General features: G+C 42.7%; 16 protein-coding genes. 11 read left to right on the top strand and 5 right to left on the bottom strand.

From position 1 onward, the window contains the following. Nucleotides 1-54: 54 nt before the first annotated feature. The 4 genes from cysM (at nt 55) to ACLOAU_RS10485 (ending at nt 4,511) form a co-directional block, all read left to right on the top strand. Nucleotides 55-936, top strand: coding sequence for a cysteine synthase CysM (gene cysM, locus ACLOAU_RS10500; protein WP_427861824.1), 882 nt, complete (start codon nt 55-57; stop codon nt 934-936). 133 nt (nt 937-1,069) lie between these two features. After that, on the top strand, nt 1,070-2,818 hold the full coding sequence (locus ACLOAU_RS10495) for a DUF885 family protein (RefSeq protein ID WP_427861823.1): 1,749 nt from the start codon (nt 1,070-1,072) through the stop codon (nt 2,816-2,818). A gap of 15 nt (nt 2,819-2,833) precedes the next feature. Then, nucleotides 2,834-3,922: a mandelate racemase/muconate lactonizing enzyme family protein gene (locus ACLOAU_RS10490; protein WP_427861822.1), complete on the top strand. Its 1,089-nt coding sequence runs from the start codon at nt 2,834-2,836 to the stop codon at nt 3,920-3,922. A 28-nt stretch (nt 3,923-3,950) separates the two neighbouring features. After that, nucleotides 3,951-4,511, top strand: coding sequence for a 2'-5' RNA ligase family protein (locus tag ACLOAU_RS10485; protein WP_427861821.1), 561 nt, complete (start codon nt 3,951-3,953; stop codon nt 4,509-4,511). 3 nt (nt 4,512-4,514) lie between these two features. Here ACLOAU_RS10485 and ACLOAU_RS10480 read toward each other — a convergent pair whose 3' ends face one another. Then, nucleotides 4,515-4,841, bottom strand: a complete 327-nt coding sequence (locus tag ACLOAU_RS10480; protein ID WP_427861820.1) for an MmcQ/YjbR family DNA-binding protein — start codon at nt 4,839-4,841, stop codon at nt 4,515-4,517. A 142-nt stretch (nt 4,842-4,983) separates the two neighbouring features. Between ACLOAU_RS10480 and ACLOAU_RS10475 the strand changes: the two genes are divergently transcribed. The 6 genes from ACLOAU_RS10475 (at nt 4,984) to ACLOAU_RS10450 (ending at nt 13,978) form a co-directional block, all read left to right on the top strand. Continuing rightward, entirely contained in the window at nt 4,984-7,335 is a 2,352-nt protein-coding gene (locus tag ACLOAU_RS10475; protein WP_427861819.1) for a right-handed parallel beta-helix repeat-containing protein, read from the top strand. Next, the gene (locus tag ACLOAU_RS10470) at nt 7,332-9,608 is read left to right on the top strand and encodes a glycosyl hydrolase family 95 catalytic domain-containing protein (RefSeq protein ID WP_427861818.1); all 2,277 of its coding nucleotides are present in this window, start codon (nt 7,332-7,334) and stop codon (nt 9,606-9,608) included. Before ACLOAU_RS10475 ends, ACLOAU_RS10470 begins: the two co-directional genes overlap by 4 nt. Beyond that, nucleotides 9,608-9,766, top strand: a complete 159-nt coding sequence (locus ACLOAU_RS10465) for a hypothetical protein (RefSeq protein WP_427861817.1) — start codon at nt 9,608-9,610, stop codon at nt 9,764-9,766. Before ACLOAU_RS10470 ends, ACLOAU_RS10465 begins: the two co-directional genes overlap by 1 nt. An 11-nt stretch (nt 9,767-9,777) precedes the next feature. Then, complete coding sequence (locus ACLOAU_RS10460; protein ID WP_427861816.1) at nt 9,778-11,115, top strand: alpha-L-fucosidase; 1,338 nt, start codon at nt 9,778-9,780, stop codon at nt 11,113-11,115. Nucleotides 11,116-11,181: 66 nt separating this feature from the next. Continuing rightward, nucleotides 11,182-12,495 carry a sulfatase-like hydrolase/transferase gene (locus ACLOAU_RS10455; RefSeq protein WP_427861815.1) on the top strand — a complete coding sequence of 438 codons (1,314 nt, stop codon included), beginning with the start codon at nt 11,182-11,184 and terminating at the stop codon, nt 12,493-12,495. A gap of 49 nt (nt 12,496-12,544) precedes the next feature. After that, the gene (locus ACLOAU_RS10450; RefSeq protein WP_427861814.1) at nt 12,545-13,978 is read left to right on the top strand and encodes a sialate O-acetylesterase; all 1,434 of its coding nucleotides are present in this window, start codon (nt 12,545-12,547) and stop codon (nt 13,976-13,978) included. 35 nt (nt 13,979-14,013) lie between these two features. On the opposite strand, the gene priA is transcribed toward ACLOAU_RS10450, so the two are convergent. After that, complete coding sequence (priA, locus tag ACLOAU_RS10445) at nt 14,014-16,530, bottom strand: replication restart helicase PriA (protein WP_427861813.1); 2,517 nt, start codon at nt 16,528-16,530, stop codon at nt 14,014-14,016. Between the two features lie 15 nt (nt 16,531-16,545). Continuing rightward, nucleotides 16,546-17,286, bottom strand: coding sequence for a lysophospholipid acyltransferase family protein (locus ACLOAU_RS10440; protein WP_427861812.1), 741 nt, complete (start codon nt 17,284-17,286; stop codon nt 16,546-16,548). A gap of 236 nt (nt 17,287-17,522) precedes the next feature. Between ACLOAU_RS10440 and mtaB the strand changes: the two genes are divergently transcribed. Next, a complete protein-coding gene (gene mtaB / locus ACLOAU_RS10435) occupies nt 17,523-18,812 on the top strand; it encodes a tRNA (N(6)-L-threonylcarbamoyladenosine(37)-C(2))-methylthiotransferase MtaB (RefSeq protein ID WP_427861811.1) in 1,290 nt (429 codons plus the stop codon). An 8-nt stretch (nt 18,813-18,820) separates the two neighbouring features. Here mtaB and ACLOAU_RS10430 read toward each other — a convergent pair whose 3' ends face one another. Continuing rightward, nucleotides 18,821-19,423, bottom strand: coding sequence for an OmpH/Skp family outer membrane protein (locus ACLOAU_RS10430; RefSeq protein ID WP_427861810.1), 603 nt, complete (start codon nt 19,421-19,423; stop codon nt 18,821-18,823). A 320-nt stretch (nt 19,424-19,743) separates the two neighbouring features. Then, nucleotides 19,744-24,036: a DNA-directed RNA polymerase subunit beta' gene (gene rpoC, locus ACLOAU_RS10425; protein ID WP_427861809.1), complete on the bottom strand. Its 4,293-nt coding sequence runs from the start codon at nt 24,034-24,036 to the stop codon at nt 19,744-19,746. Nucleotides 24,037-24,133 lie beyond the last annotated feature (97 nt).

The raw sequence follows: 24,133 nt of genomic DNA, 5'->3' as shown, positions 1-24,133 counted from the left end.
AGGATAGTCGATAAATTTAACATACTTATCTTTGAAGCATCCTAAATAAAAAAAATGGCCGGAATACTTGAGCAGATTGGTAATACACCTTTAGTAGAGCTAACAAAAATAGCGGTAAATAAGAAAGTAAAAATATATGCTAAACTGGAAGGGAATAACCCTGGTGGCAGTGTGAAAGACAGGGCTGCCTATGGCATGATCAAGGGAGCTTTAGACCGGGGAGAGATTCAACCCGGAACCCGTTTAATTGAAGCAACAAGTGGTAATACTGGCATTGCACTGGCCATGATCGCTAACCTGTTTGGAATAGATATTGAGCTGGTAATGCCTGAAAGTGCAACGAGGGAACGTGTACTGACCATGCAGGCTTTTGGTGCTAAAGTAACACTTACCTCCAAAGAAAGAGGTATGGAAGGTTCGATTGACTATGCAAATGACAAATTGAAATCGGGCGGTTACCTGATGCTCAACCAATTCGGCAATCCTGACAACCCGGGTATGCACTATAAAACAACAGGGCCTGAGATATGGAGAGATACAAAAGGGCAGATCACGCATTTTGTTTCTTCCATGGGAACCACGGGTACTATCATGGGTGTTTCCAGGTATTTGAAAGAAGTGAACTCCAACATACAGATTGTAGGCTGCCAGCCTACCGATCATTCCAGTATTCCTGGTATTCGTAAATGGCCCGAAGCCTATTTGCCAAAAATTTTTGATAAAAACCGCATTGACCGGGTGATCGAACTCGATGAGTCTGATGCCCGCACTATGGCTAAAAGGCTGGCCCGGGAGGAAGCCGTATTTGCCGGTATGAGCAGTGGTGGAGCCGTACATGCCGCCATTGAGCTCTCCAAAGAACTGGAATCGGGTGTTATTGTTTGTATTATTTGCGACAGAGGCGATCGATATTTATCTTCTGATTTGTTCGACTAGCAGTTAGTCTATCATAAAAATAATTGCTGATGCGGTGCCTTGACTGACCGCATTTTTTTATATAACTATACCCGATAAAAACATGCCGGTTCAGCAGAAGATTTTATCTTCACAGCTTACTAAAGATATATAAATGAAAAGGTTCCTCACCATTTGCCTGCTGCTGGCATGCTGCACTGCTTTTTCTCAAAATCCCGCCACCCTTTATCTCCAATCCAGCGAAGTACACGACATCATGGTTCGCTATAACGCCGACAAAGGAAGCATCCTGCGTTTTTATGGCAGTAGCGACGGATGGCGAAGTGAAACCGGCTTTAATACACCCGAACGAAGAGAGCGCCTGTTGAAACTGATCAGCAGCTATTTGTCTGAATTAGAACAGATGCATTTTGAGACGATGCATATTAACGGTAAAGCAGATTATATACTGTTTAAAAATCAACTGGAAGATCAACGATATCAATTAAAAAAAGAAGAAAAAACATACAGCGAGATAGCAGGGCTATTGCCATTCTCTGACCGGATTCTTCAAATGTATACACCCCGCAGACGGGGCATTTCGGTAAAAGGAGAAGAGGTAGCTAGGGAAATGAATAACATGAGCGGGGAAATAAAAGCCCTCATTAAAAAACTGGAAAATAGCCCGGCTCTTGAAAAAGACCAGGCTTTAACTGCGTCCGGATCAACCAAAACCTTACAGGCTCTGCTAAAAAATTATTTCAATTTTTATAATGGTTACGATCCGCTGTTTAGCTGGTGGGTTCCTAAAACCTATAATTCATTAGATAGCCTGTTAGGAGCTTACGCGACGGCTTTATCTAAAAAGACAACTACTAATAGCCTTCAAAAAGATGATGGAAGCGGCATTATTGGCAATCCCATTGGCCGGGAAGAACTAATACGCCAGCTAAAACTGGAGTTCATTCCTTATACTCCGGAAGACCTGGTAGATATCGCTAATAAAGAATTTGCCTGGTGCGATGCCGAACTGCTAAAAGCGACTAAAGAAATGGGCTTTGGAACCAACTGGAAAGCAGCACAGGAAAAAGTAAAGAATAGTTATGTACCTGTAGGAAAACAGCCGGAGGCCATGCTGGAGTTATATAACCAGTCGGTTGATTTTTTAAAGAAACATGACCTGGTAACCATTCCCCCAATTGCCGAAGAAACCTGGCGCATGACCATGATGTCACCGCAGCAACAACTGGTGAGCCCTTTCTTCCTCGGTGGAGAAACATTAATGATCTCTTATCCTACGGATGACATGGCCTATGATGACAAACTAATGAGCATGCGGGGCAATAATCCTCATTTCTCCCGGGCCACTGTACATCACGAATTAATAGCCGGTCATCACTTACAGGGCTTTATGAATAACCGTTACAAAAGCTACCGCGACTTCGGCACTCCGTTCTGGCACGAAGGCAATGCGTTGTACTGGGAATTTATTTTATGGGATCTTAATTTCCCAAGGGGGCCTGAAGACCGCATTGGCATGTTGTTCTGGCGTATGCATCGCTGCGCCCGTATTATATTTTCGCTGAATTATCACCTGAACAAATGGACGCCTCAGCAATGTATAGACTTTTTGGTTGACCGGGTAGGCCACGAAAGGGCCAATGCAGAAGGCGAAGTACGCCGCTCTTTTACCGGTGGATATGGCCCGCTTTACCAGATTGCGTATATGATTGGGGGGCTGCAATTTTATGCTTTGAAAAAAGAACTGGTAGATACAAAAAAGATGACTTACAAGCAATATCATGATGCCATCCTAAGGGAAAACAGCATGCCACTTGAAATGCTCAGGGCCATTTTACTGAACCAGGACCTGAAAAAAGATTTCAAAACCAACTGGAAATTTTATAACCAAAAACATTATTAAAATTTATCGTCCGATATGAATGCTTCTTCAACTAAAATAAAATCCTATCAAATTTTTAAAACAAAAGCCAGGCTTCAAAAACCTATTGCTGATGCTACACATACATTGCATGAGATATCGTTTCTAGTATTAAGGCTGCATTTACACAACGGAGTTATCGGTGAAAGTTATTTACTGTCTTTTCAGTATTCACCTAATGCGATACTCGGTGCATTAAAAGATACATTGCCACATATTGTAGGACTGGAAGCGTTTGAGACCGGCAAGGCAGAAGCCCTCCTCTATCATGAAGCTGAATATTTTGGAGCCGATGGTCTTAATAAATGGGCGGCAGCAGCCATCAATATTGCAATGTGGGATGCCTGGGCCAGATCGCTGGAACAGCCTGTATGGAAGCTATGGGGTACACATAAAGACAGATGTGCTATTTATGGTAGCGGTGGATGGCTATCATATACCACTGATGAGCTGATTGAAGAGGTGACCAGCTATAAAGCGCGCGGCTTTAAAGCGGTAAAAATAAAAGTAGGATCTCCTGACTGGAAAACAGATGAAAAGCGGCTGCAACTGGTGAGGGATGCCGTGGGAGATGATTTAAATATTATGATGGATGCCAACCAGGGCATGCAATTACCCGAAGCCATACAGCTGGCGAACAAGGCAAGGGAGCTAAATATTTATTGGTTTGAAGAGCCCCTGCATCATCAAAACTTTGAAGGATACAAAACGCTGAAACAACAAACAGGTATATCACTGGCCATGGGAGAACGTGAATATAGCGTTCAGCCACTGAAAGAGCTTATTGCCAGAAACGCATTGGATATCTGGCAACCCGACATCCTGAGGATCGGCGGTGTGGAAGCCTGGCGCTCGAGTGCCGCATTAGCGGCTGCGCATCATCTGCCGGTATTGCCCCATTATTATAAAGACTATGATGTTCCACTGGTTTGTAGCGTACCCAATGGTGTTGGTGTGGAAAGCTTTGATTGGATCGACCCGTTAATCGACAACCCAATGGTAGTAAAAGATGGCTTTGCCTACCCACACAACCAGCCCGGATGGGGTTTTCGTTTTTTAGATGAACATTTACACGAAATAAAATAATGCCCGCCGCAGGTATGAGGAACTTTATATGCCTGAAAATAATTTATATTTTATCGCAGTTGTACCTTTCAGCGACTTACAAAATAAAGTCAACCAGTTAAAGCGTGATATCGCCACACGCTTTAACAGTGCCAGGGCGCTAAAGGTGATGCCTCATATCACCTTAAAAGCACCTTTCAAATGGCCTTCCACAGCGCATAACATGCTGCTAAAATGGTTTGTTGATTTAAAACTTCCCGGGCCTTCTTTTGCTATCACATTACAAGGCTTTGGCGCTTTTAATAATAGAAAGAACCCGGTTATATTTATAAAGCCGGCAGACAGTATTTCCCTGGTACTATTGCAACGGGAGCTCGTTAATAGCTTTGCAGCTTTAGAGCCGGCTATTGTTCAGCCCATAGATAAAAATTTTACACCCCATATGACCATTGCCTATCGCGATCTGACACCGGCCAATTTTGAAAAAGCATGGGAGGAATACAGCCATAAAGAATTTGAAGAACAGTTTGAGATCAACGCGGTGCACTTGCTTCAACACAATGGCAGGCAATGGAACATCATTGCATCTAAAGCATTGGCGAACACATAGTACTTATTTCTTCTTTTTAGCCACCAGTTCGTAAGAATGATCAATCCATTCTTTTAATTGTTTAAAAGGCACCGACCCATCAGCCGTAATGGTGTTCCAGTGTTTTTTATTCATGTGATAACCGGGCTGCACACAGGTATAAGTTGCCCTTAGCTCCAGCGCGAGATCGGGATCACATTTTACATTAAAAGAAATAGGCTCCGCATCCATTCCCATCAGCAGGAATATCTTGCCATTTACCTTGTACACCAGTGTGTCCGGCCCAAAGGGCAGGGCTTCTTCAACATCCGCTTTTCCTAAACAATAATCCCTGATACGCTCTATATTCATCTAAAAAATTTATTGCTGTTATATGCAACCGTTTGCACGTCGTCAATCACCATAAAAATACTAACTTGACACATTTATAACAGATTTGCTTTTAAAATTGTCTGGAAATACCCAGATAACCAGTTACTTAAACCATTTCCAAATGCGGCCGCTTCAAAAGATAATCTCTCTACTCTTGCTGGTTTGCTGTTTTGAAACCACCTCATTAGCGCAACAAATATATGTTTCCACTAAAGGAAAAGACGATAATCCAGGTAGTCGGGCACAACCTTTTCTTTCTATTGAACGGGCGGCAGCACATGCCGTTTCACTCACCGGGGATGTGGCCATCCATATTGAAAAAGGTACTTATTACCTGGATAAAACTATACAATTTACATCTGCACAGTTCAAACCCCGCACATTAACTATACAGGGCTCAGGAGAAGTAATTATTAGTGCCGGTAAGCTGCTTAAGCTTAACTGGAAACATTTTGAAAAGGTAATCTACGTGGCTTCGATAAATGATGACATACCATTTGAAAGATTATACTGCAACAATATTTTACAGGTATTAGCGCGCTACCCCAATTATGATTCTTCTGCAAAAGTATTTAATGGTGCCGCCGCAGATGCCATCGATGCACAAAGAATTAAAAAATGGGGTAATCCGGCGGGAGGATATCTGCATGCATTGCATGGCGGTGAATGGGGTGGCTTTCATTATCGTTTTACAGGAGCAGATACCGCAGGAATACTACAAATGGAAGGCGGCTGGCAAAATAACCGTCCCAGCAAATTGCATAAAGAAATGAGGTTTGTTGAAAATGTTTTTGAAGAATTGGATGCTCCCGGAGAATGGTTCTTAGACAAAAACAAAAAGCTGCTCTACTTCTATCCTCCGGAAAACATTAATCTTGCCACTTCCAAAATTGAAGTGGCCCACCTAACCAAAAGCTTTGTGATGGCAGGCACTGTTCAGCAACCATTACGAAGTATCACTTTTTCTAATCTTCATTTTAAACACAACGAAAGGACCTTTATGGAAACAAAAGAACCGTTGCTGAGAAGCGACTGGACTTTCTACCGTGGAGGTGCTTTACTTTTTGATGGTGCCGAAAACTGCGCCATATCGGACTGTGTATTTGAAGGCCTGGGCGGTAACGCCATCGTATTCAGCAACTACAATAAGAACAACCTGGTAACGGGCTGCCATATTTATAATATAGGTGCCAATGCAGTTTCCTTTATTGGCGATATGAAGGCAGTACGAAGCCCGTCTTTCAGCTATGGCAGTCATGTTCCTTATGCAGAGATGGACAAAACTCCTGGGCCTATTGGTAAAAATTATCCTCAACAATGCGTAGTAGACAACAACCTGCTTCATGATCTGGGGCAAATAGAAAAACAGGCCACCGGTGTTCAAATAGAAGTCTCGTCACAAATAAAAGTCAGCAGAAACAGCATTTACAATTTGCCCAGGGCGGGCATTAACATCGGCGACGGCTGTTTTGGCGGGCACCTGATCGAATACAACGATGTATTTAACACAGTATTAGAAACGGGCGATCATGGATCATTTAACTCCTGGGGACGAGATCGTTTTTGGGCGGCCAAAAGAAGTTACATGGATAGCCTGGTGGCTTTGCATCCAGAATTAATTTTATTGGACGCGCAGGAAACAACCGTTATACGTAATAACCGGTGGCGTTGTGACCATGGCTGGGATGTTGACCTGGATGATGGTTCATCCAATTATCATATTTACAACAACCTTTTTTTAAATGGAGGTCTTAAATTCAGGGAAGGCTTTTTTCGAAAGGCAGAAAACAACATTATGATCAACAACAGTTTTCATCCGCATGTTTGGTTTAAAAACAGTGGTGATGTGTTTACCCGTAATATCGTAATGAGGTCTTATGCCCCAATTGGCATGAACTATTGGGGAGCAACTATAGACCGCAATTTCTTCCCCGACCAGGCCGCATTAGATAAAGCCCGGTTGAATGGCACTGATCAAAACAGCCTGGCAGGTGATCCTTTGTTTATTGACCCGGCTAAGGGGAATTTTAATGTAAGACCTAATTCGCCTGCGCTCAAAACGGGATTTAAAAATTTCGACATGGGTTCTTTTGGCGTACAGAAGCCATCGCTGAAAGCTATAGCACTTCAGCCTGCAATACCGTTGTTACAAACCACAACAGCAATATCTTCGTCAGATAAGCCTATCGATTTTTCGGGAGGGATCATTAAATCGGTAGAAGGTCTTGGAGATCGTTCTGCCTATGGTTTGCCGGACGAAAGCGGGGTAATCGTTATCGATACAGGAAAAGGCCTTTTACGCCAATCGGGCTTGCATCCGAGAGATGTGATAGTAATGGCAGACGGTAAAAAAGTAAAAACCATAAAAGATTTTATAGATATTTATAACGCTCTTAAAAACTTCAGTGCATCCATTTCGCTTACCATTATCCGTAACCAGCAACAACTGACTATTAACTTAACTACCAAATGATAAAATTTTTCACTTTCCTCTTATCTTTTGCGCTTATAGCAACTGCACTGGCACAACCCGGTCCGCAGCATAACCTCAGGTTTAATGAACTCGCCAAGCGGTGGGATGAAGCTATTCCTTTGGGCAATGGTATGCTGGGCGCGCTGGTATGGCAAAAACAGGGTAATTTAAGGCTTTCGCTAGACAGAGCCGACCTGTGGGATGAACGAAAAGCACTAGACCTTTCGCTGTTTAATTTTGCCGATGTACAGCGTTGGGTAAAAAATAAAACTTATGACTCTGCACAACGCCTGGGCGACCGCCCTTATGATGCGCTGCCCTATCCTACCAAACTACCGGCGGCCGCAATAGAATTTAATATCGCATCTCTGGGCAAAGTGATTTCCAATACACTGGATATTACCACCGCATTAAATACAGTGAAATTTGAAAATGGCTACCTGTTCAACACCTATATACACGCCAGCAAAGAAGTGGGGTACTTTTCGTTTGAACATGTTGATGCAAAGAAACATCCGGATATAGTAAGCCTGCTGGCGCCAAAATTAATAGTACATCAGTACAATAAAGGGGGATCCCAGGATCAGGACAACAGCCATGCGGGCGAAGGATTAGGCAAACTGGGATATTCCGAAGGCACTGTTGTTAAAACCAACAACAGTATCCGTTATCATCAATCAACTTACAATGGTCACTACTTTGAAGTATTGATTAGCTGGAAAAAATTTCCGGGTAACCGCATCATTGGCCAATGGATCATATCCAATGATAAAAAGGCACAGGCTCCTGATTTAATTACAACCCATAAAGAGCCCACCAGTTGGACAAGTCATATCAGCTGGTGGAAAAATTTCTGGTCAAAATCTTCAATCGCATTGCCCGATTCGCTGATCGAAAAGCAGTACTACCTTGAAATGTACAAGCTGGGGGCTGTATCGCGCCCCAATGCGCCCGCCATTACTTTGCAGGCCGTATGGACTGCGGATAACGGGAGCCTGCCACCCTGGAAAGGAGACTTCCATAATGATCTGAATACACAACTCAGTTACTGGCCTGTATACACTGCCAACCGTTTAAAAGAAGGAGAAAGCTATATTAACTGGCTATGGAATAATAAAAAGAAAAACGAGCAATACACAAGGCAGTATTTTGGTGTACAGGGTTTGAACGTTCCTGGCGTGGCCACACTTAGCGGAGACCCTATGGGAGGTTGGATACAATATTCATTAGGTCCGACAGTTGGAGCCTGGTGTGCACAACATTTTTACTGGCAATGGAAATACTCAATGGATAACACATTTCTGCAAACCAGGGCTTATCCCTATATACATGATGTAGCTGCTTACATGGAACAAATAACTTTTTTAAAGGATGGCAAAAGAATGCTGCCTCTAAGTTCCAGTCCGGAGTACAACGACAATGCGATTACTGCCTGGTTTACCCAATGGAGTAATTTCGATCTGGCACTTGTACAGTTCTTGTTTAAAGCAGCGGCCGAAGTGGCACTTGCATCTAACAAAACCGCAGAGGCAGCGCACTGGAAACAATTAGCGGCCCAGTTACCTGCTTACGAAACCAATACAACCGGCTTTACCATTGCCCCGGGCCAGGACCTCCATTCATCGCACCGGCACATGTCATCTTATATGGCTGTTTATCCCCTTGCTCTTTTGGATATTAATAAGCAAAAGGACAAGGATATTATACAAAACTCTCTGAAGAGAATAGAAGAAAAGGGAACCAGCGCCTGGTGCGGCTATTCCTTTAGCTGGATGGCTTCGCTCTACGCAAGGGCCTATGAAGCCGATAAAGCCGTGAAACAGTTACAGATATTTGCTTCCAACTTCTGTTCACCTAACAGCTTTCATCTTAATGGTGATCAAAAAGGAGGACAGCATTCCAATTTTACTTACCGGCCATTTACATTAGAAGGCAATTTTGCCTTTGCCCAGGGCGTACAGGAATTATTGCTGCAAAGCCGCGATGGTTACATTGAAGTATTCCCGGCGGTTCCGCGTAGCTGGAATAATGTTTCATTTAAACAACTGCGAGCGGAAGGCGCATTTGTTGTTTCTGCTCAAAAAGAAAATGGTGTGCCAACCTCGATAACCATTGCCGCCGAACAGGGAGGTTTACTAAGAATAAAACTACCTTTCAGAACATGGATCACCAGGAGCATTCCTATGTCACTATTCAATACCAGCGAGGAAGGCATCATTTCTGTGAAGATGAGAAAGGGGCAAACCATTACTATTGAAAACGGATATGAATAATGAAGCAGCAAATGAAACGCAGCATGATGAATTTTTATCAAACTCCGAAGGAGTTCTTTGGACAGGAAAATGCCCGCCTGACCGGACGGGCGGGTATATGCGAAGTTCCCCGTCCGACCGGGCTATCCGCGCGGGCATCCAACCAAATCAAAAAATAAAAAATATACGGGTGAAAAAGATATTTTTTGCGATAACCATGTTAGTCATTACTAACACACAGGCACAACAGATTACGGCAGCTAACCGGGCTAACTGGTTTAAAGAAGCACGGTTTGGTATGTTTATACACTGGGGATTGTATAGCATTTTAGGAGGCACATATAAAGACCACACTATGCCCGATAAAAATTTTAAGAACGGCAATAGCTGGTACTCCGAATGGATACAACAAAGGCTCGAAGTACCTAAAGCCGAATACCGGGCACTGGTGAAACAATTTAACCCTGTAAATTTTGATGCCGATAGCTGGATCAGGGAAGCAAAAAATGCCGGCATGAAATACTTCGTGATCACATCGAAACATCATGATGGCTTTGCTTTGTGGGATTCTAAAGTTTCCACTTACGATCTTGGGAGCACTTCTTACAAAAAAGACATTTTGGGAGACCTGGCAAAAGCCTGTAAAAAATACGGGTTGAAATATGGTTTTTACTATTCGCACTGCGAGGATTGGGATCACCCCGGAGGAGCCACGCCATCCTGGACACCCCAGAAAACGGATAGTCAATTTGAGCAATACTGGAATGAAAAATGTTTGCCACAGGTGAAAGAGCTGATCGAACGATACAGCCCTGATATGTTTTGGTTTGATACCTGGGGAGATGAACAGGAAAAAATATTTATTTCTGATAAACGTCGCGACCAGCTGATCGCCCTGATCCGGAACTTAAGTCCTAAAACATTAATCAACGGGCGTATATCATGGCTTAATCCCGGCAACGACATTGATTTCCTTGAAATGATGGACAACGATTACCCGTCTGAATTATTACAGCGCCCCTGGCAAACGCCCGCTACCATGGTACACTCCTGGGGTTGGCATGCCAAGGATTACAATTGGAAAACTGCTAAAGAAATGATCGGCTACCTCGTGAATAATGTATCCAAAGGCGGTAATTATCTTTTAAATATAGGCCCTAAAGGTGATGGCTACATACCGGCAATGGCTACAAGACGGCTAAGAGAAATGGGTGGCTGGATGCTCACCAACACAGAAGCTATATATGGAGCTATGCCGGTGGCTTTAAAAGCTCCTGAAAATATTCGCCTGACACAAGGTACCATTAACGGGAAGAAGTTTATATACGCGTCGATCTTAAAACCTTTGGAAGAAAAAAAGCTGGTACTTCCCTTACCGCTTCAACAAGTAGTATCCTGTAGTATGCTAGATACCGGTATGCCTGTTCCTTTTGAAAAAAACAACGACGGGACCTCATTTACACTCACTGATAAAATAGCATTAACGGAAGACGGCGTACCAGTATTGAAAATAGAACTAAACAACTAATCATTTTACTTAAGGCTATTTTGCAGTACAGGCCTATCTTGCATTCATTCAAAAATCATCTTAATCATGCGCCTGATTTTTATTTTACTGTTTACGTTGACCCTCTCTGGCTTGTCGGCACAAAAAAAACCTAATATCATTTTAGTACTGGCTGATGACATGGGTTATAGCGATATCAGTTGTTATGGCAATCCACTAATACAAACACCGTTTCTTGATAAAATGGCGCGCAGCGGTATTATGGCCACCAATTTTGTCACCACATCTCCTACCTGTTCTCCTTCGCGTGCATCGTTGTTAACAGGTCGATATTGTACCCGGTCGGGCATTACCTATGTTATTGGCCCAGGCAACAAAATCACCATGCCCGATAATGAAGTAACTATTGCAGAAGTATTAAAACCCAATGGCTATACAACAGGCGCTGTAGGTAAATGGCATGTGGGAGATTATGGCAGTGGGTTGCCTAATAAACAAGGCTTTGACTTTTTTTATGGAATGATGTATAGTCATGACTACAGAAGCCCTTATGTAAAAACAGACACTGTAATTAAACTATTCAGAAGTACCACTCCAGAGATCTATCAACCTGCCGATAGCATTTTGAATGATCTTTATGTAAAAGAAGCAACCGGGTTTATTGCCAAGTCTGCTAAAAGTAAAAAGCCCTTCTTCCTGTATCTTGCTCATAATATGCCTCATTTGCCGGTTGCATTTGCCGCTATGAAAAATAGGGGAAAGCGTTCAGCAGGTGGAGAACTGGGTGATGTAATAGAGGATATGGATGAAGGTCTATCCAGGATATGGAAAGCTGTAGAACAGGCAGGCGAAGCCGATAACACCATTTTCATATTCACCAGCGATAATGGTCCCTGGCTGAATGCACCGCAAAGAATGTATGACGATGGATATACGCAGCCTTATCATATTGGCGCAGCGGGTATTTTCCGGGGCTGGAAGGCGCTTTCCTATGAAGGTGGACATCGTGTACCCTTTATTGTTTACTGGAAGGGCCACACTTTAAACAATGAGGTATTATTGAAGCCGGTTTCCAATCTTGATGTGTTACCTACCCTGGCCGAATGGACGCAATCGAAGCTACCGGCTAATACGCTGGACGGGCAATCTATATCAGGCTTTCTTACAACAAACAACTACAGCAAGTCCCACCGTCCTATTTACTATCATAATACAGTGTTGGAGGGAGTAAAAGACGGAGACTGGAAATTACGAATTACACAAAAAGATAACACCGAATTACAGGAGTTATTTAATCTCTCATGGGATCCTTCTGAAAGAGTAAATCTTTTCGAGAATCCAAAATACATTAAAGAGAAAGAGCGTTTGTTGCAATTATTTAAAGAGTTTCCTAAAGGTTAATAATGCCTTAACTTAGGTGCTCAAAATAATTTTTATAATGATTGTACGAATGCCTCGGTTTTTATTTAAACAATTATTGAGCGCTCTGATAGTTTGCTTTATACTTAGCCTATCTTCTGCAGCTTTTGGCGCCATAAGGTTACCTCATATTATTGGCAACAATATGGTATTACAGCAAAAAAGTGAAACTGCTTTATGGGGCTGGTCCAATCCTGCCGAGAAGATTTATATTACTACATCCTGGAATAATCATAAAGACTCAGTAACAGCCGATGGCACAGCCAAATGGAAACTCAATATAAAAACTCCGGTAGCCGGCGGGCCTTATACGATTACACTAAAAGGAGAAAACACTATCGTACTCGAAAATATCATGATCGGAGAAGTATGGATATGTTCAGGCCAGTCGAACATGGAATGGAGCAGCTTGCAAAAGCTTCAGCAGATCATTGATGAAATGCCTCATAGCCGGAACAATAATATCAGGTTATTTCATGTTGCTAAAACAACATCGCCATACCCGCAGGATTATGTAGAAGGCAGCTGGAAGGTTTCGGGGCCTGATGCCTTAAATGGTTTTAGTGCCGTAGCTTACTTCTTTGCAAAAGAATTGCAACAAAAGCTCAATGTGCCGGTTGCGGTGATTAACACGAGCTGGGGCGGTACACCGGCTGAGACCTGGACACCTGCTGAAAAAGTAAATAATAATGAAGTACTGGCGAAGTCTGCTGCTATGCAAAAAACAGTACCCTGGTGGCCTGCAGCCCCTGGCTACGCATATAACGCGATGATTTACCCTTTACTTAATCTATCAATAGCGGGCGCCATCTGGTACCAGGGTGAGGGCAATACGGTGATGCCGTTTACCTACGGGCAATTATTCTCAGAAATGATCCAAAGCTGGAGAGCCGCATGGAAAAAAGACTTTCCTTTTTATTATGTACAAATTGCGCCATATAATTATGGCCATAATAATATAGGCAACCTGATACGTGAGCAACAGGCCAAAACACTGGCTGTTCCCAATACAGGCATGATCGTCATTTCTGACCTGGTAAATGATGTAAAAAATATTCATCCTACCAATAAAAAAGATGTGGCATTAAGGCTGGCCAATTACGCATTAGCGGAGACTTACAATCAGAATATAGCAGGCTATAAAAGCCCCATGTTTACCCGCATGCAGGTAACCGGTAACAAAGCAAATTTATATTTTGATAACGCCCCTAATGGCTTTAAACTAAATACAGGGAAAACTGCCACTGAGTTTTATTTAGCAGGAGCAGATAAAGTATTTATGCCGGCGGTAATAAAAATAGAAAAGGATCGACTGGTTGCGTCGAGCCCTGAAGTGAAAAATCCCGTAGCAGTACGGTTTTCATTTAGTAATAGCGGCATGTCCAATATTTTCAGTAAGGAAGGATTGCCGGTAGCTCCTTTCAGAACAGATGAATGGGTGGTAGATACGAGTAAAATGAAATAGAGCAGATACCAGATGTTAGATTATAGATACTAGTCTTATATCCCATCTACATCAGGTATTATCACTACCGATTTATACCTCGGCTCCTGGTGTAATACAGCGATTTGGTAATTAATATCTTTTTTACATTGTTCTAATACCTTGGCGTTACGTGGTAGTTTTAATAATAACTCCATCAGGTATTGGTTCCGGAGGCGGTTAATAACCGGTTCTGCTGGTCCTGTTATATGATCCTTATAACGATTGGATAAAGCGTTTGCAAAAATTTGGGCGGCATCCTGCACCACTTCTCTTATTTTATTTTTAAAAGTAAGTTTAATAATCCTCGAAAAAGGAGGATAAAAGAATTGCTCCCGCTTGGCTATTTCATCATTATAAAGTGCATCATAATCATGTTGCTGTACCTGCATCAACACAGGATGTGCCGGCTGCGAGGTTTGCACTAATACTTTTCCTTTACCATGTTTTCTCCCCGCGCGGCCACTCACCTGCTCCATCAATTGGTAAGCTCTTTCGTTTACCCTGAAATCTGCAAATGATAAAATACCGTCTGCATCTAAAATACCCACCAGGTCTACGTTTTCAAAATCAAGACCTTTAACTACCATTTGGGTGCCCACCAGTATATCAATATTCAGTTGCTCAAAATTCTGGATCAACTGGTCGTGCGCATTCTTGCCTCTTACCGAATCCATGTCCATACGGGCTGTTTTAGCCAGGGGAAAAATCTCCTGTAACACTTCTTCAATGCGTTCGGTACCAAATTGCTTTTGTACAAAATCGTGACTGCCACAGGCCGCACAGGTCTGCATCGGCGCGTAGCTGGTTCCACAATAATGGCACACCAGTTTATTATAAAACTTATGAAATGTCAGCGACACATCACAGTGTTTGCATTGAGGTATCCACCCGCAAACATTGCAGCGTTGATAAGGAGTGTACCCACGCCGGTTCTGAAACAATATCACCTGCCTGGCCGCATCGAGCGAGGTTTGTATGGCATTACATAAAGGCTGGCTTAAAATCGCGGCGTTAGGATCTTTGCTTTTCAACCTGCGCGTATCTATCATTTCCAACACAGGCATTGCCACGTCGCCATAACGCTGCATCAATTTTACCAGACCATATTTCTCCTTGGACGCATTGTAATAAGATTCCAGCGAAGGCGTAGCGCTTCCCAGCAGCACTTTGCAATCGTCATATAAAGAAGACATATAAATGGCGGCATCTCTTGCATGGTATCGCGGTGCCGGCTCCATTTGCTTATATGAAGTATCGTGTTCCTCATCACAAATAATAAATCCCAGGTTCTCAAAAGGCAGAAACAATGCCGAGCGGGCGCCTAAAACTATTTTCAACTCCCCTTCTTTCACCTTATTCCATATTTCTATTCTTTCATTCTGGGAGAATTTGGAATGATAAACACCGATATGTCCACCAAAATGTTTTTGTAAACGCCTGATCGTTTGTGACGTGAGCGCAATCTCCGGCAACATATACAACACCTGCTTTCCCGACCTTATGTAATCTTCAATCAGGCGAATGTAAATTTCGGTTTTACCACTGGATGTAACACCATGCAATAAACAAATGGGCTTCTCTGTCAGCGAAACCCTGATCTTTTCAAAAGCCGTATTCTGCGCTTCGGATAACTCAAAATTGATATCAATATTTTTTGCTCCCCTTTTTATCCGGTCTACCACCCTCCTTTCAGCTATCAATATTCCCTTCTCTATCAATCCTTTTAGCTGAGCATCCGATGCACCTGACTTTTTCAGCAGCGCAGCTTTGGTAATCTCTCCCTCTGTTTTCTGAAAATGCAGGTAAGCCAACAGTAATTCCATTTGCTTTTCGGCCCGCTGTAATCTTTTATCCTCATTAAGTAGTAATTCCAATGCGGCTTCAGAGCTGTATTCGGGGCTCAGCAAGATGTAGTCCTCTTTTTTAGGAATATAGGTTTCTTTCAATGCTTCCCATACATAGCAGATCCTTTTTTGTATCAAACGGTTGATGACCGGATACACCTGCCCGCTTGACAGACGGGCATGCGATAGCTCCAGGATTTGCTGAACTTCGGGTAACTTCAACTCCTTTCTTATCAGTAATGCCTCGGCCACCAGGTATTCTTCATTATCCAGCTCCCTGAAGTCCTCACCGGCTTCTTCATTAAAGACCAAAACGGACTCACTGCTTAATTTAAAATGCGCTGGTAATGCGGCTGCCATTACCTCACCTTGTGTGCACATATAGTAGGACGACATCCATTCCCATAACTGTAGTTGCTGGGGATACACTACAGGCTGAACATCCAGGATATTCAACACTTCTTTAGCCTCAAAAAATTCAGGGGCTTCATGATGCAGCTGCTTTACAACACCAGCATATCGTTTGTTTTTACCCAGGTTCACTTCTACCCTGCATCCAACCTTAATATCCGAAAGCATATGCTCCGGAACCAGCCAGGTATAATTGATAGGTAACGCCAACGGGATAATAATTTCCGCGAAAACTTTTCTTGTATTAGTTGGACCGTATAATTCCAGCTCCTGCATGTATGATCAATAAAATTACGATTTAGATATCCAGTCTGCATTATACTTAAGCAATGCCTGCTCCATATCTGCAAAAACGGTTTGCTTCAACCAATGATAGTCCGCCCCCGGTTCAATTTTGTTAAGGTATACCGCCCTACACTTTCCCGGTGTCAGCGAAAAAACAGTTTTGTAATGCATTCTTTTAAAAGTATCCAAAAATAAAACAGGCTGAACGGGCGTTTGTGTTTCCACGGCCAGCTTAAAAGCACCATTATAAAATTCTTTCAAAGGTGCAGTGGTTTCATTAAATGTTCCTTCAGGAAATACAAATATGGATATGCCTTTGTTTAAAACAGATTTGAGCATTTTCAAACTGGCAGCCCGGTGGGTAGCATCACTCCTGTCAACCGTAACGATCGCATTTTTATAAATAAAACCGAACACCGGTACCCTGGTCATTTCAATTTTGCCCAAAGGCCGCAAGGGTTTTCTAAAAACTTTTACCAGCATAGGTATATCCAGGTACGAAATGTGGTTGGCGACGATAATACTTTTTTCGTTAGCGTTATAAGGCGCTTCATATATCGACTTAACCCGGATGAAAGTGAACGCAAACCACAGATCGGCCCAGAATACACAAAGCCTGTAAATCATATTTCCTCCTTTGATACGTCCGAAAAAACTGGCAATAATTACAAGAGGGAATATCAACAGCATAAAGGCCACAAAAATGATGGCGGCATAAATGCTGAATAGGAAACGAAGTACTGTCATATACTGTAGCAAATGTAATGATTAGTTGGCTGGTTGATTAGTTAACCAGTTGATATGTTGACTGGTTAACGGGGATACACAAAATCTAATTTGTTTTGGGCAGTGCACGAAAACAAAAAGCGGTTAGCGGGAGACCGTCAGATCCAAAAGCAAACAGGGTCCTGCCCATTCCTCCCTTCTTGAAAGGGATTGAGGAGGACCAACCTTTCAACTTTTCAACGTACCTTTGCACTCTTATGCAGGGCGCAAAATCAGTAGCTTTTCACACTTTGGGATGTAAATTAAATTACTCTGAAACCTCCTCCATTTCACGAATGATGGAAAATGAAGGGTTTGTGAAGAAAGAATTTACTGAAGAAGCCGATGTATACGTGATCAACACCTGTTCGGTTACTGAAAATGCGGATAAAGAATGCCGCCAGCTGGTGCGTCGTATACAGCGAAAAGCACCTGAAAGCATTGTTGTGATCACCGGCTGTTATGCCCAGCTAAAACCCAAAGAAATTGCGGAAATCCCGGGGGTGGACCTGGTACTGGGAGCTGCTGAAAAATTCAATATTACCAAACATATTAAGGAGATTGCCAAAGGCGATTCGGCTAAAATATGCAGCTGTGATATTGAAGAGGTTTCCGGGTTCAATTCTTCTTTCTCTATCAATGATCGTACCCGTACTTTTTTAAAAGTACAGGATGGTTGCGACTATAATTGCTCTTTTTGCACCATTCCTATGGCCCGCGGTAAAAGCAGGAGTGATAGCATTGCTAATGTGATCAAGAGCGCTCAAAGCCTCGCTGACAGTGGCGCTAAGGAGATTGTGCTTACGGGTATCAACCTGGGTGATTTCGGAAAAGGTCCCGACGGCAATGAGCCCATATCTTTCCAAAACAGGGAGGAAAACTTTTACAAACTCATACAGGAATTGGACCATATAGAAGGTATTGAACGTTACCGTATTTCATCTATTGAGCCCAACCTGCTTACGAATGAGATAGTGGAATTTGTAGCGAATAGCCAAAAGTTCATGCCGCATTTTCATATTCCTTTGCAAAGCGGCAGCAATACTATCTTAGGCATGATGCGCCGCCGGTATAAGAGAGAACTTTATGCCGAACGCGTGGGCCTTATTAAGGCCCTGATGCCTCATGCGGCTATCGGTGTTGATGTTATTGTAGGTTTTCCGGGTGAGACGGATGCTGAATTTAAAGAAACCTATGACTTTCTTCATGCATTAGATATCTCTTACCTGCACGTTTTTACCTATTCTGAACGTGATAACACACATGCGCTTACTTTAAGCCCTATTGTAGATATGCATACACGGCACGAAAGAAACAAATCGCTCCGCAATCTTTCTTACATGAAAATGCAATACTTCGAAGCCGGTCATGCAGGACAGACGCGAAAAGTTCTGTTTGAAAATCATAATAAGAACGGCATGATGGAAGGATATACCGATAATTATATCCGCGTTAGCGTGCCTTACAAAACCGAATGGGAAAACAGTATCGTGGAGTGGCGCTTATAGCCCGGCGTTTACTTGCCTTTATTTGCTTTGTATTGCTGATTTAAGCCTTGTATTACTTCACTGGTAATATCATAAGCCGTGTCGCTATAATAGAAGAAAGGCTCATGAGAAAATATAAAAGAGTAAGTGCCGTCGGCATTGAACTTCTTCAGGTAATCCTGTATGTCTTTAATAACACTCATGTTTTTAGATGCCAGCCAGCTCTGAAAGCCATCCATCAATGATTGTCTTTTCTCCAGTATCTGGCGTTGGGTAGTTTCCATATCTTCCCGGGCTGCCACAGCCTGCTCTTCCGTCATAGATGCGCCCCTCTGCTGATAACCCTCCAGCTTATTTCTATAAGCCTTATCCATCTTATTCAGTTCGGCATCCAAACTTTCCTGTCTTCTTTCTACTTCGTTCGAAACAGCTTTCGCCAGTTCATACTTACCTTGAATAGAATCCATATTCATATAAGCAAAAAGCAATTTTTTGCTACCCAGGCTGTCCTTTGTTTTTAAAACACTCCCAGCAGTGGGCACTTTTTCCGAGCCGCTTGCAAATTGCTTATATAATAAAAATGATACTGCGACAACCAATAAAGCATTTACAATCAATAAGGCCTGTTTCATCCGAGTATTTTATGTTTTTTTTAATTGGGGGCGGATGGCCCACCTGACCAGGCGGGCGGGAACGCCTACCGCTATCCTACCTCTACCAAACTTTTTTAAATGGGCGTTTCTTAATCACATTCTAATTTAAACCTGCAATATAATCATCAATTAAAGAAAAAGTGCAGATGAAAACCTTTCTTATGAAAGGCTTAACGAGATTCCCCAAATTTTAGATCGAAAAGTTAAGAGTTAACCTGCGAACTACCAACTTTCTTCCATAAAAAAAGAGCAACCCTGGTATGATCCAGAATTGCTCTTGCATATTTTGATTTTGATAATTACTCTTCCTCGTCAAATGCCATGGCTTCGCGGGTAGTTTGCAACAATTCGTATTCTTCTTTGCTTCCTACGATCATGTTTTCAAACTCACGTAAACCTGTACCGGCAGGAATGTGGTGACCAGTAATTACGTTCTCTTTCAAGCCCAGCATCTCATCTGCTTTACCGTGTATGGCTGCAGAAGACAATACTTTGGTTGTTTCCTGGAACGATGCTGCTGAGATCCAGCTTTGTACACCCAGAGAAGCTTTGGTAATACCCAGTAATGTAGGCGCTGAAGTAGCAGGTTGTGCATCCCTGAACTCTACAGGCTTTTTATCATTACGACGTAATACTGAATTTTCTTCTCTCAGGTCACGCAGGCTGATGATCTGACCCGCACGAAGTTTAGTCGAGTCACCCGGATCGGTAACTACTTTCTTCTCGTATACGTAATCATTCTCATCAACAAACTCAAATTTATCTACCAGGTCATCTTCAAGGAAACGGGTATCTCCCGGATCAACGATGTTCACTTTACGCATCATCTGGCGTACGATCACCTCAACGTGTTTGTCGTTGATTTTCACACCCTGTAAACGATATACCTCCTGAATCTCGTTCACTACATACTGTTGTACAGCGAATGGACCCTGAATAGAAAGGATATCCTGAGGAGAAACCTGACCATCGCTTAACGAAGTACCGGCTTTTACAAAGTCTCCATCCTGTGCCAGGATCTGACGTGTTAAAGGAACCAGGTATTTTCTTGTAACGCCGTCTTTAGCTTCGATGATAATTTCACGGTTACCGCGTTTAACAGCTCCCATCGTTACCACACCATCAATCTCAGAAACCACTGCAGGGTTACTTGGGTTACGCGCCTCGAACAATTCTGTTACACGAGGCAGACCACCCGTGATATCCTTCAGTTTACCTAAGATACGAGGGATCTTCACCAGTACTTTACCTGCTTTCACATCATCGCCTTCATCCAGCATGATATGAGAACCGGTAGGTAAGTTGTACGATTTATCTGTTTTACCTTCTACAATGATGGAAGGAATCTTCGTTTTATCCCTGGTTTCGATTACCACTTTCTCACGGTGACCAGTTTGCTCATCCGACTCTTCGCGGTAAGTGATACCTTCAATTACGTTGTCAAATTTCAGCACACCATCCACCTCAGCAACGATAACGTTATTGTATGGATCCCATGAGCAGATCGCATCTCCTTTGGAAATTTTCTGACCATCTTTTACCAACAAAGTAGAACCGTAAGGAATATTATTAGTAATTAACAGCCTGTCCGCCTTAGTATCAATGATACGGGCTTCACCGGTACGACCGATAACCACTTTCACGTCTTCACCTTCAGCATTGGTTGTAGCTACCGAACGTACACCGTCGAACTGGATGGTACCATCAAACTTAGCGATCAAAGTAGATTCTACAGAAGCAGAACCCGCAACACCACCCACGTGGAAGGTACGAAGTGTAAGCTGTGTACCAGGCTCACCAATTGACTGTGCAGCGATGATACCTACTGCATCACCTTTTTGCGCCAGTATACCCGAAGCAAGGTTTTTACCATAACACTTCACGCAGCATCCACGCTTACTTTCGCAGGTTAATACAGAACGGATCTCAATAGACTCAACACCCGCCTCTTCAATTTGTCTTGCTACTGCTGCTGAGATTTCAGTACCAGCTTCAATGATCAACTCTTCAGTTTGAGGATGGAATACATCATGTAATGAGGTACGTCCTTCAATCCTGTCTGATAATGGTTCGATCACATCTTCATTATCTTTTAAAGCAGATGTATTAATACCACGTAATGTACCACAATCTTCTTCAGTAATTACTACATCCTGGGAAACGTCTACCAGACGACGGGTTAAGTAACCGGCATCCGCTGTTTTTAACGCCGTATCCGCAAGACCTTTACGCGCACCGTGGGTAGAGATGAAGTAATCCAATACATTCAGACCGCCTTTAAAGTTAGAAAGGATCGGGTTCTCAATGATCTCAGAACCAGTAGAGCCTGATTTTCTTGGCTTAGCCATCAGCCCCCTGATACCAGCCAGCTGTTTGATCTGCTGTTTAGAACCACGGGCCCCGGAATCAAGCATCATGTAAACAGAGTTAAAACCTTGTTTGTCTGAAGCCAGCTCACGGATCAACGTTTCCGTTAACCGGGTATCCACACGGCTCCAGATATCTACGATCTGGTTATACCGCTCGTTATTGGTAATAAGACCCATGTTATAGTTGTCCCAAACCTCATCTACTTCACCTTTAGCATTCTCCAGTAATTCAGCTTTAATTTCAGGAATGATCAGGTCATTAATGCTGAACGACAAACCACCCTGGAAGGCAGTACGGAAACCTAACTGCTTGATATCATCCAGGAATTTGGCTGTTTTAGGAACGTTGGTGATCTCAATGATATTACCGATGATCTCACGAAGGTTTTTCTTTGTTAACAGCGCGTTTACAAATCCAACTTCTGCGGGAACATGCTGGTTAAATATAACACGACCAACAGTTGTTTCTAGTAATTTATACTCCAGTTCGCCATTTTCATTACGAACATTGGTTTTTACTTTAATCCATGCGTGAAGATCGATCTGCTTTTCATTGTAAGCAATGATCACCTCTTCTGCAGAATAGAAAGCTTTGCCTTCACCACGTACTTTTTCAGTTTCGGTAGTTTTCTTACCCTTAGTAATATAATACAGACCGAGTACCATGTCCTGGGAAGGAAGGGTAATTGGTGTACCATTCTGTGGGTTCAAAATGTTGTGAGAAGCCAGCATTAATAACTGTGCTTCCAATACTGCCGCATTGCTTAAAGGTACGTGTACCGCCATCTGGTCACCATCAAAGTCGGCGTTGAATGCCGCAGTAACCAATGGGTGTAACTGAATGGCTTTACCTTCGATCAGTTTAGGCTGGAAGGCCTGGATTGATAAACGGTGCAGTGTTGGGGCACGGTTTAACATGATCGGGTGACCTTTCAGAATATTTTCAAGGATATCCCAGATAACCGCTTCTTTTTTATCTACCAGTTTCCTTGCAGACTTAACGGTTTTTACGATACCTCTTTCAATTAATTTACGAATGATAAATGGTTTGAACAGCTCAGCCGCCATATCTTTTGGCAAACCGCACTCATGCATTTTCATTTCAGGACCTACAACGATAACCGAACGACCAGAATAGTCAACACGTTTACCCAAAAGGTTTTGACGGAAACGACCTTGTTTACCTTTCAATACATCTGAAAGAGATTTCAATGCACGGCCACCTTCAGCTTTAACAGCATTAGATTTACGGCTATTATCAAACAATGAGTCAATTGCTTCCTGAAGCATACGTTTTTCATTACGTAAGATTACTTCAGGCGCTTTAATCTCCATCAAACGTTTCAAACGGTTGTTACGGATAATTACACGACGGTATAAATCGTTCAGATCAGACGAGGCAAAACGACCGCCATCCAATGGAACTAGCGGACGAAGTTCTGGTGGAATTACCGGGATGTATTGCATTACCATCCACTCAGGGCGGTTCGTAATACGTGTATTCGCATCACGGAAGGCTTCTACTACGCTCAAACGCTTTAAGGCGTCTGCTTTACGTTGCTGAGAAGTTTCAGTAGCCGCGCTATTCCTTAAATCAAAAGATAACTGATCCAGGTCGATACGCTGTAACAGATCATGAACAGATTCAGCACCCATTTTTGCAATGAATTTCTGAGGATCGTCATCGGGCAGGTACTGGTTATCTTTGGGTAAAGCATCCAGTATATCCAGATATTCTTCTTCTGTTAACAGATCGCCATAACTCTGTCCTTTATCTTCACGCACACCTGCCTGAATTACCACGTAACGCTCGTAGTAAATGATGCTCTCCAATTTCTTGGAGCTCATTCCCAACAGGTAACCAATTTTATTAGGAAGCGATTTGAAGTACCAGATGTGAACTACAGGAACCACCAGTTTAATGTGTCCCATTCTTTCGCGACGTACTTTCTTCTCAGTTACTTCAACACCACAACGGTCGCACACAATACCCTTATAACGAATACGTTTATACTTTCCGCAAGCACATTCGTAATCCTTTACCGGGCCAAATATTCTTTCGCAAAACAAACCATCTCTTTCTGGTTTGTAAGTACGATAGTTAATCGTTTCAGGCTTTAATACCTCTCCAAAGCTCTTCTCCAGGATAGAGTCAGGCGAAGCAAGGCCTATGGTTATTCTTGAAAACGCTGCTTTTGGACGATTGTCTTTTTTAGTAGCCATGTTTCTATTTAAGATTTTTTATTTGAAAGATTTAAGATGAACGCTGACTTTTTGAAGAAGTCCATAGACCATAGTCGATGGTCCATGGACTCTAAAA

The organism is Paraniabella aurantiaca (genome assembly GCF_050309965.1).
Classification (GTDB): domain Bacteria; phylum Bacteroidota; class Bacteroidia; order Chitinophagales; family Chitinophagaceae; genus Niabella.
This window is presented reverse-complemented; position numbering and strand designations above follow the sequence as displayed.

What these genes read in the sequence shown, in the direction of transcription:
- cysM (WP_427861824.1), top strand. Translation starts at nt 55, where the DNA reads ATGGCCGGAATACTTGAGCAGATTGGTAATACACCTTTAGTAGAGCTA.
- ACLOAU_RS10495 (WP_427861823.1), top strand. Translation starts at nt 1,070, where the DNA reads ATGAAAAGGTTCCTCACCATTTGCCTGCTGCTGGCATGCTGCACTGCT.
- ACLOAU_RS10490 (WP_427861822.1), top strand. Translation starts at nt 2,834, where the DNA reads ATGAATGCTTCTTCAACTAAAATAAAATCCTATCAAATTTTTAAAACA.
- ACLOAU_RS10485 (WP_427861821.1), top strand. Translation starts at nt 3,951, where the DNA reads ATGCCTGAAAATAATTTATATTTTATCGCAGTTGTACCTTTCAGCGAC.
- ACLOAU_RS10480 (WP_427861820.1), bottom strand. Translation starts at nt 4,841, where the DNA reads ATGAATATAGAGCGTATCAGGGATTATTGTTTAGGAAAAGCGGATGTT.
- ACLOAU_RS10475 (WP_427861819.1), top strand. Translation starts at nt 4,984, where the DNA reads ATGCGGCCGCTTCAAAAGATAATCTCTCTACTCTTGCTGGTTTGCTGT.
- ACLOAU_RS10470 (WP_427861818.1), top strand. Translation starts at nt 7,332, where the DNA reads ATGATAAAATTTTTCACTTTCCTCTTATCTTTTGCGCTTATAGCAACT.
- ACLOAU_RS10465 (WP_427861817.1), top strand. Translation starts at nt 9,608, where the DNA reads ATGAAGCAGCAAATGAAACGCAGCATGATGAATTTTTATCAAACTCCG.
- ACLOAU_RS10455 (WP_427861815.1), top strand. Translation starts at nt 11,182, where the DNA reads ATGCGCCTGATTTTTATTTTACTGTTTACGTTGACCCTCTCTGGCTTG.
- ACLOAU_RS10450 (WP_427861814.1), top strand. Translation starts at nt 12,545, where the DNA reads ATGCCTCGGTTTTTATTTAAACAATTATTGAGCGCTCTGATAGTTTGC.
- priA (WP_427861813.1), bottom strand. Translation starts at nt 16,530, where the DNA reads ATGCAGGAGCTGGAATTATACGGTCCAACTAATACAAGAAAAGTTTTC.
- ACLOAU_RS10440 (WP_427861812.1), bottom strand. Translation starts at nt 17,286, where the DNA reads ATGACAGTACTTCGTTTCCTATTCAGCATTTATGCCGCCATCATTTTT.
- mtaB (WP_427861811.1), top strand. Translation starts at nt 17,523, where the DNA reads ATGCAGGGCGCAAAATCAGTAGCTTTTCACACTTTGGGATGTAAATTA.
- ACLOAU_RS10430 (WP_427861810.1), bottom strand. Translation starts at nt 19,423, where the DNA reads ATGAAACAGGCCTTATTGATTGTAAATGCTTTATTGGTTGTCGCAGTA.
- rpoC (WP_427861809.1), bottom strand. Translation starts at nt 24,036, where the DNA reads ATGGCTACTAAAAAAGACAATCGTCCAAAAGCAGCGTTTTCAAGAATA.